Below are 12,772 nucleotides of genomic sequence, written 5' to 3' on the forward strand. Positions count from 1 at the left end.
CTGTCGGGTGCGGCGCCCCCGTGGACGCCGGCCTGCGCACAGGCATACAGGCCCATGTTATCCGTGTTACCCGTTCGTGACCTGCGAGCCCGCTGGCTTTCGCCCCCTCCTCTCGCGCCGGGAGCGAACACCCGGCCCACGCGCGGGCGCCCGGCCTAGGATCGACCCATGGCCGGTTTCTGGGGTAAGAGGAAGCGCGAAGAGCAGGATGCCGCGGACGCCGATCTGGCACGCCGCGCAGAGCTCGCCATCGTCGCCGCCGACGAGCGCGTCCGCCTGACCTCCGACGAGCTGGACTTCGCCCGGGCCGAGCTCGGGGACAAGGCCACCGAGGATCTGGCGGCGGCACTGCAGTCGGTGAAGGTGCATCTGGCCGAGGCCTTCCAGCTCCACCAGCTCAATCACGACGAGATCCCCGACACCAAGGAGGAGCTGCGCACGCGCAACGCGCGCATCATCCAGCTCTCCGAGTGGGCCGAAGACCTCCTCGAGGAGCGCACGGGCGTGCTGCAGCCCAAGATCGACGCGGTGCGGCGGGCACCCGAGACCCTCGCCCGCGTACGCGCCGACCGCGATCGGCTGGCCGAACGGGTCCCCCACGCCCGCGAGATCGTCGAGCGGCTCGCTCAGCGCTACAGTCCCTCCGCTCTGCGACAGGTGTCGGGCAACCCCGAGGAGATCCAGCAGCTGCTCGATTTCGCCGTCCACACCGCCGGGGTCTCGGAGCGACGCCGCGAGGCCGGTCAGCGCGAGCAGGCGTCGGTGGCCCTGGAGGCGGCCACCGAGGCGGTGCGCCGAGCGGAATCGCTGCTGGATGCCGTCGACACGTTCGAGATCGAGGCCCTGCGCGCCGAGTCGACGCTCGCGGCCGTCGTCGATGACTCCCGCAACGACCTCGTCGAGGCCCGCCGCGGACCGCAGACACCGACCGTGCTCCAGGCGATGGCGACGCTGGAGCGAGAGCTCGCGGCGCTTCCCGCGGCCGGTGCCCGTACCGACCCCTTCGGCGCCCTGTCCTCGCTGCGCCAGGCCAACGCCGATCTGGATCTCGCCCGGGAACGCGCGGCGCGGCCCGTGCCCTCGCAAGAGCAGGTCGATCACGCCGTCGACGACGCCGATCGTCAGCTCGCCGTCGCCCGTGGCCTCATCACCGGTCACCGCGGCTGGATCGGCGCGGACGCACGCACGCGATTCGTCGAGGCCGAGAGGCTCCGCGCCGGACTCCCCCTCGGTCCCATCGCGGAGGATCAGCGCGAGACGGCCCTGGCCACCGCGCGTCGCGCCGGCGCGCTGGCATCCGAGTCCCTCCAGCTGGCGCAGCGCGACATCGAGCAGTCGCGCCCCGACGACTGGGGCGGCAACGGCTACGGTCGCGGCGGCTACGGTCGCGGCGGCGGCATGGGCGGCGGGAACATGGTCGGCGGCATGCTCGGCGGTCTCGTCATCGGCTCCCTGCTCGGTGACATCTTCGACGGCTGAGCATCCCCCGCGACAGCAAAGGGGCCCCGTCCGTCGGACGGGGCCCCTTTGCTGGTTCGCCAATCAGGACGCGACAGCGACCTCCGGCGACGCCTGCGTGCCCAGGGCGATCACGCCGTAGTCCCACCCCTTACGGCGGTAAACCACGCTGGGGTGGTCGGATCGCGCGTCGATGAAGAGGAAGAAGTCGTGGCCGACCAGCTCCATCCGGTCCACGGCCTCCTCGACGGTCATCCATTCGGCGTCGAACTGCTTCTGCCGGATGACGACGGGGCAGTACTCCTCTTCTTCAGCCGCATCGGCCTGCACCGGAACGGACCCGGTCGCGACGGCCTGCAGCACGTCGACCGACGCCGGCTGCACGTCGATGCCGGCGAGCTCGCCCGTCCCCTTCTCGAACTTGGCACCACGCGGATGGTTGCGCGCGTCGACGCGCTTCTGCTTCGCGCGACGCACCTGTTCCGAGATCTTGTCGACGGCCAGATCGAGGGCGGCGAACTTGTCGGTGTCGGTGGCCTCGGCGCGGACCACCGGGCCCTTCCCGTCGAGGGTCAGCTCGACGGTGTCGTCCTCCATCCGACCATTGCGATAGGAGCGATGCGTCACCTTGATTTCGAGCGTCGTCGCGCGAGGCGCGAGGTGCTCGATCCGGCTGACCTTCTCTTCGACCACCGAGCGGAATCGGTCGGTGATACCGACTCCCACGCCGACGATGCTGGTGTCCATCCGTGACCTCCTTGTTCCGGGTTCCGCCCGGTCTAAGGGCGGAACAGCCGTCGCCTTCAGTCATCCCCACGGTAGTCGCGTCGACGCCGACCTGTCACGTGTCAATCACCTCCGATTCGGATATGGATTCCCCGCGCATCGGCGTGTACGCGAGCGTCACGGCGACGACCCGCTCGGCGCCCGCGTCCTGCACTGCCCGGACGGCTTCGCGAAGCGTCGCCCCCGTCGTGAGGACGTCGTCCACCACGACGACCGCCCCGGACAGAGGGGCGCGCGCCGTGAGGGCACCGGCCATGTTCACCCGACGGCCCTCCCGCCCGAGCCCCCGTTGATCGGCCGAGGCACGCGTCATCCGGAGCAGGGGAACGGGGCGCGCACCCGCCCGGCGCACGAGCAGGTCGACCGGACGATAGCCGCGGCGGCGATCCGACGCCCGCGACGCCGGCACGGTCGTCACCGTCGCCCCGACCGGTGCCGCGGCGAGCGCGGCGGCCAGAGCGACTCCGAGCACACGCGCCAGGCCCGTGCGGCCGTCGGTCTTGAACGCTCGGACGATGCGGGCGGTGGGGCCCGCGAACTCCAGCGCGCTGATGACCTCGACGCCGGGGGTGAGATCTCGCCGCCGAAGTCGAGGGGCCAGGGCCGCACGGCATCCCTCGCACACGTCGACGTCGAGCGCGCCGCAGCCCGCGCAGGCCACAGGGAACCAGAACGCCAGCCCGTCGAACAGCGCCGCGCGTACCCCGGTAGACCAGGGCAGCGGCACGGGTGATGTCATACGGAAAGGATGCCGTGACGCGTCGTCGCCGAACGCGCACGCGGGCACGATCCGGGGACGGAACGAGCAACCGGCCCACCCGGGAGGAGGGGTCAGGACGTCGTGCCCTGCTGCACGGCGAGCACCCGGATGTCGCTGGCGACCAGGGTCCATGAGCTTCCGCGACGGCTGAACAGACGTCCGGTGTCGTCGAGGATGCGCACGCTCGCGCTGCCGCCGGCGATCGCCTCGGCGTTCTCGGGAACCGGACCGACCGTGCCGCGGCCGCCGACGCTCAGCTCGTCCAGGCGTGCGTCGCCGTCGACGGCGGTGAGCACCCCGACCGTGGTGTCGTCGAGCCAGGCGAGATCGAACGCCCCGGGCTCCGAGAACGACAGCACGTGCGGCGGGCCGAGATTGACCGTCGTGCCCTCCCGGACGACTCCGGCCAGCCACACCTCGCGGACGCCGGCGACCGTGACGACCGCGGCCACGCGCGTGCCGTCGCGCGAGATCTGGAAGGACAGCACCTCGGAGGCATCCGGCCAGGCGTTGCCGATCTCACGCGGCACGCCCTGCGGCGTGTAGGCGCGCAGCTGGGAGGGCGCGGTGCGCGGAACGCTCCAGATCTCGCCCTCGGCGTCGATCGACGGCGGGAGAAGACCCGGGCGGTCGTCGAGGAGGAATGTGCCCCCGTCGATGAGGGCACTGGCGACGGTCCCCTGCTGGGTGAGGACGGCGGCGAGACTGCGGTCCGCCTCGAGCTCGATGCTCACGGGAGCCAGTGACTCCACCGCGTCCGAGAGTTCGGGGATGGTCTCCACCGCTTCGCCGCTGAGCACGCCGAACTCGCCCGCGCCGGTCAGCACCGCGGGCGACGGGTCGACACGCGTGACCTTCACCGGCAGTTCCGTCGCGGCGATGGGGGCACCGTCCACGGTCATCTCCACGTCGCTGATCCCGGCGGTGACGAGGCTCCGCGTCAGCTGCGTCTGCATGCGGTCGAGCGTCGTGCGATCCAGGCTCAGCGCCGCCGGCGGCAGCTGCACCTGGGCGACACCGCTCGAGGACAGCGTCACCGAGCGCCCCACCAGCGACAGCTCGTCGGGGAATGCGCTGCGCACCGCGCCGGCGAGCCAGGCGCTGGGCTGTCCGTCCACGAGGGCGGTCGTGACGCGGCTGGCCACGAGCGGACGCGGGAACCACCGGACGTCGGGGACGATGAAGCTCCACGTCGGGTCGAAGTAGGCCACGGTCGCCGCCTGGTAGACGGTCGGGAAGACCTCCTCGTACAGCACGACGCCGTCGGGCGCGGAGGTGATGCGCCACTGGTCGTCGACGCGCGCGAGCGTGAACGAGAGGTTCTCGGTGGCGCCGTTGACGGCCGGGGAGTAGGCGCCGTCGGCATCCACCCCGGCGACCGTCGACAGCTGCACCCCGACGGACGAGCCGTCGGGCACCGCGGTGGCTCGACGATCGGCGAGCCGGTCGATCGTGACGCGGGCGCGCGGGTCCCACTGGGTTCCCGGGGCGAGGAAGAGCTTCGCCGTGGCCCAGTCGTCGGCGGGACCGGAGCCCGCCCGCAGGAACCCTTCGACGATCTCGGCGGGCGACGCGTCGTCCTGCGGACCGTCGGGCACGAAGGCGAACTCCTGCGCCTCGTCGCCCTGCGGACCGCGACCGGGGTTGACGTAACCGGTCGTGGGCAGACCCGTGCAGGCGCTGAGGACCAGCACCAGCAGCAGGCTCAGCCCGGCGAGTGAGCGCTTCACGAGGGTGTCCTCCCCGTTCGTCCGAGCGAGATGGGCTGGGTCAATCCCAGCGCCTCCAGCGCGCCCCCCTGCTCGTCCTCCGGGACGAGCGGCAGGGGCGAGCCGGTGAGCGGGCGTCCGTCGCGCGGAAGGGTGAGCAGGAAGTTGGATCCGTGTCCGAGCTCGGACCACACCGACAGCGTGCCCCCGTGCAGACGCGCGTCCCCCAGCGCGATCGAGAGCCCGAGGCCCGTACCGCCGATCGTGCGCACGCGCGAAGGATCGGCTCTCCAGAACCGATCGAAGACCCGCTCGACGTCCTGGGCACGCATCCCCAGACCGAAGTCGCGGACGCTGAGGGCGACGGCATCCCGGTCGCTGTCGACCGAGACGACGATCGGGCGTCCCTCGCCGTGCTCGATCGCGTTGCCCAGGAGGTTGCGGACGATGCGGCGCACGCGTCGCCCGTCCAGGTCGATGGGCGTGTAGCCACCGGGCGCGACCAGACGGACATCGCTGCCGTGCTGGTGGGCGAGTTGCTCCATCGACGCGATGACGTCCTCGGCCAGATGCGCCATGCTCGTCGGCTCGAGCTCGAGCTGTACCGACCCGGCGTCGTAGCGGCTGATCTCGAGCAGGTCGGCCAGGAGCACCTCGAATCGCTGCACCTGCGCGTGCAGCAGTTCGGCGGCGCGCGCCGTGGTCGGCTCGAACTCCGCGCGCTGATCGTTGATCATGTCGGCGGCCAGGCGGATCGTGGTCAGCGGCGTGCGCAACTCGTGCGAGACGTCGGACACGAACCTCTGCTGCACGAGCGAGAGTTCGGCGAGCTCCTTGATCTGCGACTCGATACTGTCGGCCATCGCGTTGAACGAGCGGTTCAGCGTGGCCAGTTCGTCCTCGCCGCGCACGGGGAGCCGCACCCCGAGGTCACCCGCCGCGAGCTTGGCGCTGGTTTCGGCGGCATCCGCGATCGGGGTCGTCACCGACCGCAGAACGACCCACGCGATCGCCCCGATCAGCACGACGAGCACGAGCCCGACCACCCACAGCAGCACCTGCACGAACGCGAGCGTCTGGGCGGCGCTGGTGAGGTCGTACCCCATGTACAGCTCGTAGTAATCGACACCGTCCTCGGCCGGGAACCGCAGTTGATGACCGACCAGGATGCCGGGGACCTCACGGCCGTCGTCGGAGGGCAGCGCCACCGACTGCCACCACTGCAGGTCGGGGGTGGACTGCACCTGGGTGCGCAGCGCATCGGTGACGATCCCCGACTCGAACGCGGGAGAGATGAACGGCTGCGGAGCCAGCGGCGAGGGCGGGCCGATCCGGTAGAGGGCGATCAGGTCGCTCGAGGACTGCTGCGACAGGCGCGTGGCGATGCCGTTCATCAGCGTCTGAGCCGCCGCGGGATCGGTGGAGTCCACCGCCGCGTCCAGCGTGGCCTGGGCCGCCGCGGTGGCGCGCTGCGCCTCCAGGAGAACCTGGTCCTTCCGTGCCGTGAACAGCTCGTTCTGGATGACGAGGGCCATCGCGACGCAGGTGACGAGGATCGTCGCGGCGGTCAGGGCGACCGTGATGACGATCGTGCGGAACCGCAGGGAGCGCCGCCACAGGGTGGCCACGCGATCACGCATACGGCGCCAGTCCGTCCGCAGACCCACCCGCCGGACCGGGAGCGTTCGCGCCGCGCCGGTCACGAGGACCTCAAGCCACCGCGCCGGCGCGATAGCCCACACCGCGAACAGTCGTCACGATGCGCGGGTTGTCGGGGTCGGCCTCGATCTTGGCGCGCAACCGCTGCACGTGGACGTTCACGAGGCGGGTGTCGGCCTTGTAGTGGTAACCCCACACCTGCTCCAGCAGCATCTCGCGCGAGAACACCTGCTGCGGCTTCTCGGCGAGGGCGACGAGGAGCTCGAACTCCAACGGCGTCAGGGCGATCGGGGTCTCGCCGCGGCGCACCTCGTGGGCGGCGACGTCGACGACGAGATCGCCGATCCGCAGCGTCTCGTCGACCGGGGCCGGCGCGGGACGCAGTCGCGTGCGGATGCGGGCGACGAGCTCCTTCGGGTTGAACGGCTTGACGATGTAGTCGTCGGCGCCGGACTCGAGCCCCTTCACCACGTCGGCGGTGTCGGTACGGGCCGTGAGCATGATGATCGGGATGCCGGACTCCGCCCGCACGCGCGTGCAGATCTCGATGCCGTCGACGCCGGGCAGCATGAGGTCGAGGAGGATCAGGTCGGGCCGCTCGGTGCGCCACGCCTCGACCGCCTGGGCACCGTCGGCGCAGAACACCGTCTCGAATCCCTCGGTGCGCAGCACGATGCCGATCATCTCGGCCAGCGCGGTGTCGTCGTCGACAACCAGGATCCGTGAAGTCATCGGGTGTACGTCTTCCGTCTCGGCCCCGCGGGAAACGGGCAATGCACCGCGGGTAGGGCGCATCACCCCGAGCGTAGTCGACGTGCCCGCGAGCGAGGTGAGCGTGTCGGGGGTGTGTGACACGATGAAGGACACAGCCCACCGCCGAGGAGGCGCCATCGTGACCGCGTACCCCGCCTGGACGCCGGCCTCGCGCGCCGGGATCGTGCCCCTGCACCCGTACGGCTTCGGCACCATCCTCGGCCGCTCCTTCGTGGCTCTGCGCCACAACCCGCGCGTGCTGCTCGGTTTCGCCCTCGTCGTGCAGACGGTGGCCTACCTCGTCGTGACCGCGGCGCTCGCCGCGGTGGCGATCGCCAGCTTCGCGCGGCTGGACACCCTCGTCGAGGGCAGCGACGAGTTCGACGCCGTGCTCGCCGGGTCCATCGCCCTCACGGGAGTCGCGGCCCTCGTGCTGGGGGCCCTGGCCGGAACGCTGAGCGTGCTGGTGCAAGCGGTCGTCGTCGCCGAGGTGGCGTCCGCGGTGGTCGCCGAGAAGCCCACACTGCGCGATGCCTGGCGTCGCGTGCGCCCGGTGTTCCTCCGGCTCGTCGGATACGCGCTGCTGACGCTGGTCGCCGCGACGGTGGTCCTGGCCGTGCTCGGAGGGATCGCCGTGCTCCTGGGCCTGGCGTCCCTTCCCCTCGGGATCGTCGCGGGAGTGCTGTTCGCCCTCGGACTCATTCCCCTCTACCTGTGGCTGGCCACGAAGCTCTTCCTCGTCCCCTCCGCGATGATCCTCGAGGGCGTCGGCATCCGCCGGGCCATCGTCCGCTCGTGGGTGCTGACCCGTCGGCGGTTCTGGTCCACGTTCGGCGTGATCGTGATCATCTCGCTCGCGTTCGGCTTCGTCGCGCAGGTCATCTCGATCCCTCTCAGCCTGCTGTCCGGCGGGATCTCGACGATCGTCGCGCCCACCGGAGCGGACGGCCCCGGCACTCTGGTCGCCTTCGTCGTGATCCAGCTCGTCGGACAGATCGGCATTCTGCTCGTGCAGTGCGTCGCCGTGGTGGTGCAGTCGACCTCCGCCGTCCTGGTGTACGTCGACGCCCGCATGCGTGTCGAGGGTCTGGACCACGACCTGTCCGCCTACGTCGAGGCGCGCGACTCCGGCGCGTCGGCGCTGCCCGACCCCTTCCGGGTGGGAGCCGGCCGCACCGTTGCGCCCGCCCCGGCGTGGGCGGGCGCCGTCGGCGCGGCCGCGCCGGTCTGGCCCGCCCCCGCGGCGCCCGCGCCGGAGTGGCCCCCGGCCGGCGCCGCGCCGTCACCGGCCTCGCCCGCACCGCCCGCGCAGGACTGGCCCGCACCGGCCGCGCCCGCGCAGGCGGCACCGCCGACGCCGCCCGACCCGACCGTGTGGGCCGCACCCGGCAGCCCGCCCCGGGGATCGTGAACCCCCTGCTGTGGTCTCGGCCGGGCTTCGTGCCGCTGCTCCCCGACGCCGACGAGGCGCGGGACCGGGCCCAGCGCGAGCTCGCCGATCCGATCTACCGCGCCGCCGAGCCGACCGCGTTCGACCGCGCGGCCCGTGCCGTGCGCGACTTCCTCGAGGGGCTCCTCACGGCCCCCGCCTCGGGTGACTGGGGGCCGTGGGCCTTCGTCGTCCTGGCCGTGATCGTCGTCGCGGCCATCGTCGTGGGAGTGCTCATCTGGGGACGGCCCCGCGGCGTCGTCCGGGCACGGCCCGCGGCGCGGGCGCTGTTCGACGACGACGACGAACGCTCCGCCGACGAGCTGCGCGCGGACGCTGCAGCGGCCGCCGAACACGGCGCCTGGGACGACGCGGTCGTGCTGCGCTTCCGCGCGTTCGCGCGCGGTCTCACCGAGCGCGGCATCGTCGATCCTCCACCGGGGGCCACCGCGCGCGCGTTCTCCCGATCCGTCGGTGAAGCCCTGCCCGGGCTCGCCGGTCCCGCCGCCGAGGGCGCCGGCGTCTTCGACGACGTGCGCTACCTCGGCCGTCCCGGTACCGCCGAGACGTACGGTCTCGTCGCCCGTCTCGACGACACATCCGTGCGCGCCCGGGTCGTGCTTCCGGGTGCCCCGGCGGTCGCCCCGTGACCGCTGTCACCGCGTCGCCCCCTCGCCGCCGGAGCGCCGCCGCCGGGTGGATCGCCCTCGTCGCCGCACTCGCAATCGTGGCGCTTCTGGGCACGACGCTCGTGTTCGGCGGGTGGACCCCGCGCGACACCCTCGATCCGGAGTCACCGGCGCCGGACGGGACGCGCGCCCTCGTGCGCCTGCTCGAGCAGCAGGGCGTGCGCGTCGTCGTCGCACGCGACCTCGCCGCCGCCGAGCGCGAGCTCGCCGCCGATCGGGGGACCCTCGTCATGCGCGACGCACCGATGCTCTCCGACGGCACCCTGCGCAGACTCGGGGCGAAGGCGCGCGACACCGTGCTGATCGAGCCGCGCTCCCGCAGCCTCGACGTCCTGGTGCGCGGTTCCTCGCTCGCGGGGGTCGCCGAAGACCGCGCCGTGGACGGCGCGTGCGATCTGCCGGTCGCACGCGCGGCCGGCCCCACCCGGATCGGCCAGCTCTTCACCCCGGGGGCGGACGTGGCCGGCTGCTACCCCGCGGACGACGGATTCGGTGTCCTCGCGTGGGGCGACGGCGAGGCGACCGTGACGGCGGTCGACGGCCTGTCGGTCGTCACCAACCGCGCCCTCCCCCTCGACGGCAACGCCGCGCTCGCCGTCGGTCTTCTGGGCCGGTCCCCCACACTGGTCTGGTACGTGCCGTCCCCAGCGGATGCCGACACCGGTGTCGCGGCACCCACGATCGGGGATCTCACCCCGGCCTGGGTGACGCCGGCCCTGGTGCTGCTGCTGCTCGCCGGCCTCACCGCCGCCCTCTGGCGCGGGCGGCGCTTCGGTCCGCTGGTCGCCGAGCGTCTGCCCGTCACGGTACGGGCGAGCGAGACCACCGAGGGCCGCGCCCGCCTCTATGCCGCCTCGCGAGACGCCGCACACGCGCTCGACGAGCTTCGGCGGGCCACCCGCCGCCGTCTCGTGCGTCTGCTCGGCCTGTCCCCCCGCACCCCGCCCGAGCACATCGCCGACGCCGTGGCCGAACGGCTCGGCGCCGATCGCGCGGTGGTGCACGGCATCCTGATCGACGATCTCCCCCGCACGGACCGCGATCTCGTCGCGGCCAGCGATCGCCTTCGCGATCTCGAGACGAGCGTGCGCGCGACCCTCCGAACGGAAAGGACCCCCCGATGACCGACAGTCCTCTCGGCTCTCCCCTCCCCGACGACGCCGACCTGCGGCAGGCGATGCATCGGGTGCGCACCGAGGTCGGCAAGGCCGTGGTCGGACAGGACGGCACCGTCACCGGCCTCCTCATCGCGCTGCTCGCCCGCGGACACGTACTGCTGGAGGGCGTCCCGGGTGTCGCCAAGACGCTGCTCGTCCGCTCGTTCAGCCGCGCTCTGGGTCTCGACACGCGGCGCGTGCAGTTCACGCCCGACCTCATGCCCGGCGACGTCACGGGCTCGTTGGTCTACGACGCCCGCTCGGGCGAGTTCGAGTTCCGCGCCGGTCCGGTGTTCACGCACGTGCTGCTCGCCGACGAGATCAACCGGACACCCCCCAAGACGCAGGCGGCGCTCCTCGAGGCCATGGAGGAACGCCAGGTCTCCTCGGACGGCGTGAGCCGGGTCCTCCCCGACCCGTTCCTCGTCGCCGCCACCCAGAACCCCGTCGAGCACGAGGGCACCTACACGCTCCCCGAGGCCCAGCTCGACCGCTTCCTGCTGAAGCTCGTGGTGGACCTGCCCGGACGCGATGCCGAGGTCGACGTCCTGCGCCGGCACGCCGGCGGGTTCGACCCGCGGCGCCTCGGCGAGGCGGGGATGGATGCCGTCATCACGCCGACCGAGATCCTGGCGGCGCAGCGTGCGGCGGCATCCGTCGCGGTCGCCGACGACGTGCTCGGCTACGTCGTCGACCTCGCCCGCGCGACGCGACAGAGCCCCTCGGTGCTGCTCGGGGTGAGTCCCCGTGCCTCGACGGGGCTGCTCGCGGCGGCCAAGGCCTGGGCGTGGCTCGGCGGCTACCCCGCGATCACGCCCGATCACGTCCAGACGATGCTCGTGCCGGTGTGGCGACACCGCATCCGCCTGCGCCCCGAGGCCGAGATCGAGGGTGTCTCGGTGGATGCCGTCCTCACCTCGGTCCTGCAGCAGACCCGCGTCCCGCTCTGATGTACGTCACCGGCCGTCTGGCCCTGCTCGTCGCGCTGGGGGTCGTCCCGCTGATCCTCTTCACGGCGGCAGGCGCCGGCCCCTGGGCCGTGGCCGGCGTGTGGGTGCTGCTGTGCGCGGTGCTGGGCGCGGCCGACGTCCTCCTCGCCGCGGACGCCCGGACGCTCGAGATCTCGCGGCGCCTGCCCGAACGGGCGCTGCGGGACCAGCCGGTGGCGGCCGAGCTGAGCGTGCGCAATCTCGGTCGTCGCACGCTGCGCGCGCGCGTACGCGACGCGTGGCAGCCCACCGCGGGGGCGCCCACGGAGCGACTGCGTCTGGTCGTCCCTCCCGGCGAACGGCGAGCCGCGTCGCTCCCGCTGCTGCCCCGGCGCCGGGGCGAGTTGCGCAGCGAGTTCGTCGTCATCCGGTCCGAGGGCCCGCTCCGCCTCGCCGGGCGGCAGACCCTGCTGGCGATCCCCGCGCGTCTGCGCGTGCTCCCGCCGTTCACATCGCGACGGCACCTGCCCTCGCGGCTGGCGCGGCTGCGCGAACTCGATGGCAACACGACGGTGCAGGTGCGCGGCGCGGGCACGGAGTTCGACAGCCTCCGCGAGTACGTCCGCGGCGACGACGTGCGCTCGATCGACTGGCGCGCCACCGCTCGGGCCGGCACGACGATGCTGCGCACCTGGCGGCCCGAACGCGACCGGCACGTCGTCATCGTCATCGACACGGGGCGTACCGCGGCGGCGCGCGTGGGCGACGGCGCCCGACTCGACGCGGCCATGGAGGCGGCCCTGCTGCTCTCGGCCCTGGCGGCCCGGGCGGGCGACCACGTGCACCTTCTGATGTTCGATCGGGTGACCCGGGCTCGCGTCACCCGCGTCGACGGCGCGCCGCTCCTGCCCGCCCTCGTGGACGCCATGGCACCCGTGGAGCCGCAGCTGATCGACACCGACTGGGATGCCGCCTTCGCCCAGGTGCGCGGCCTGACGCAGCGTCCGGCCCTGGTGGTGCTGCTCACGGCCGCCGACGACCCCGAGGCCGCGCGCGCGTTCCTCGCGTCCCTGCCGGCCGTGGCGGCGCGCTCCCGCCTCCTGGTGGCGACCGCCACGGACGGTCCCGGCGACGTTCCCGAACGCGAGGATGCCGCGGCCGTGTACGCCGCCGCGGCCATCGAGCGTGCGCGGTCCGACGCCGACCGCGTCCGGGCGGCCGTCGTGCGCGCGGGCGGAGACGCCGTCGCTGCCTCGGCCGACGATCTGCCGCCGCTCGTGGCCGACCACTACCTCGCGCTGAAGGCGGCCGGTCGCCTCTGAGACGACGGCCCCCGGCATCCGTGTCCGTAGCACACCCTCCCCCATGCGCCCGGTCGTATACGTCGCGGCTTATCCTGGGGGATACCCTTCCAGCCGCCGGCGTGTCCCTTCGCGCGCGCGG

11 protein-coding genes are annotated in these 12,772 nt (G+C 72.9%); 6 read left to right on the top strand and 5 right to left on the bottom strand.

Translation table 11 applies throughout. From position 1 onward, the window contains the following. The first annotated feature begins 168 nt into the window (after nucleotides 1-168). A complete protein-coding gene (locus tag LL239_RS09685; RefSeq protein WP_228163225.1) occupies nucleotides 169-1,479 on the top strand; it encodes a hypothetical protein in 1,311 nt (436 codons plus the stop codon). A 63-nt stretch (nucleotides 1,480-1,542) separates the two neighbouring features. On the opposite strand, the gene hpf is transcribed toward LL239_RS09685, so the two are convergent. The 5 genes from hpf to mtrA all read right to left on the bottom strand — a co-directional run bounded on the left by hpf (nucleotide 1,543) and on the right by mtrA (nucleotide 7,104). Continuing rightward, a complete protein-coding gene (gene hpf / locus LL239_RS09690; RefSeq protein ID WP_228163226.1) occupies nucleotides 1,543-2,205 on the bottom strand; it encodes a ribosome hibernation-promoting factor, HPF/YfiA family in 663 nt (220 codons plus the stop codon). Nucleotides 2,206-2,299: 94 nt separating this feature from the next. Next, nucleotides 2,300-2,983, bottom strand: a complete 684-nt coding sequence (locus tag LL239_RS09695) for a ComF family protein (protein WP_228163227.1) — start codon at nucleotides 2,981-2,983, stop codon at nucleotides 2,300-2,302. A 92-nt stretch (nucleotides 2,984-3,075) separates the two neighbouring features. Continuing rightward, complete coding sequence (locus tag LL239_RS09700) at nucleotides 3,076-4,734, bottom strand: LpqB family beta-propeller domain-containing protein (RefSeq protein ID WP_228163228.1); 1,659 nt, start codon at nucleotides 4,732-4,734, stop codon at nucleotides 3,076-3,078. Next, on the bottom strand, nucleotides 4,731-6,353 hold the full coding sequence (gene mtrB, locus LL239_RS09705) for an MtrAB system histidine kinase MtrB (RefSeq protein ID WP_228163229.1): 1,623 nt from the start codon (nucleotides 6,351-6,353) through the stop codon (nucleotides 4,731-4,733). Before mtrB ends, LL239_RS09700 begins: the two co-directional genes overlap by 4 nt. Before the next feature lie 70 nt (nucleotides 6,354-6,423). Next, the gene (gene mtrA / locus LL239_RS09710) at nucleotides 6,424-7,104 is read right to left on the bottom strand and encodes an MtrAB system response regulator MtrA (protein WP_228163230.1); all 681 of its coding nucleotides are present in this window, start codon (nucleotides 7,102-7,104) and stop codon (nucleotides 6,424-6,426) included. 160 nt (nucleotides 7,105-7,264) lie between these two features. On the opposite strand from mtrA, the gene LL239_RS09715 reads away from it, so the two are divergent. The 5 genes from LL239_RS09715 to LL239_RS09735 are packed head-to-tail and all read left to right on the top strand — an operon-like array spanning nucleotide 7,265 to nucleotide 12,651. Further along, complete coding sequence (locus LL239_RS09715; protein WP_228163231.1) at nucleotides 7,265-8,536, top strand: glycerophosphoryl diester phosphodiesterase membrane domain-containing protein; 1,272 nt, start codon at nucleotides 7,265-7,267, stop codon at nucleotides 8,534-8,536. Then, nucleotides 8,533-9,204 carry a DUF4129 domain-containing protein gene (locus tag LL239_RS09720; protein ID WP_228163232.1) on the top strand — a complete coding sequence of 224 codons (672 nt, stop codon included), beginning with the start codon at nucleotides 8,533-8,535 and terminating at the stop codon, nucleotides 9,202-9,204. Before LL239_RS09715 ends, LL239_RS09720 begins: the two co-directional genes overlap by 4 nt. Next, nucleotides 9,201-10,367: a DUF4350 domain-containing protein gene (locus LL239_RS09725; RefSeq protein WP_228163233.1), complete on the top strand. Its 1,167-nt coding sequence runs from the start codon at nucleotides 9,201-9,203 to the stop codon at nucleotides 10,365-10,367. Before LL239_RS09720 ends, LL239_RS09725 begins: the two co-directional genes overlap by 4 nt. Continuing rightward, nucleotides 10,364-11,350, top strand: coding sequence for an AAA family ATPase (locus LL239_RS09730; protein WP_228163234.1), 987 nt, complete (start codon nucleotides 10,364-10,366; stop codon nucleotides 11,348-11,350). Before LL239_RS09725 ends, LL239_RS09730 begins: the two co-directional genes overlap by 4 nt. Next, nucleotides 11,350-12,651 carry a DUF58 domain-containing protein gene (locus LL239_RS09735; RefSeq protein WP_228163235.1) on the top strand — a complete coding sequence of 434 codons (1,302 nt, stop codon included), beginning with the start codon at nucleotides 11,350-11,352 and terminating at the stop codon, nucleotides 12,649-12,651. The genes LL239_RS09730 and LL239_RS09735 overlap by 1 nt, the downstream gene beginning before the upstream one ends. Nucleotides 12,652-12,772: the final 121 nt, after the last annotated feature.

Origin of the sequence: Microbacterium testaceum, assembly GCF_020781835.1 — a bacterium.
In the GTDB taxonomy this organism is placed as follows: domain Bacteria; phylum Actinomycetota; class Actinomycetes; order Actinomycetales; family Microbacteriaceae; genus Microbacterium; species Microbacterium testaceum_H.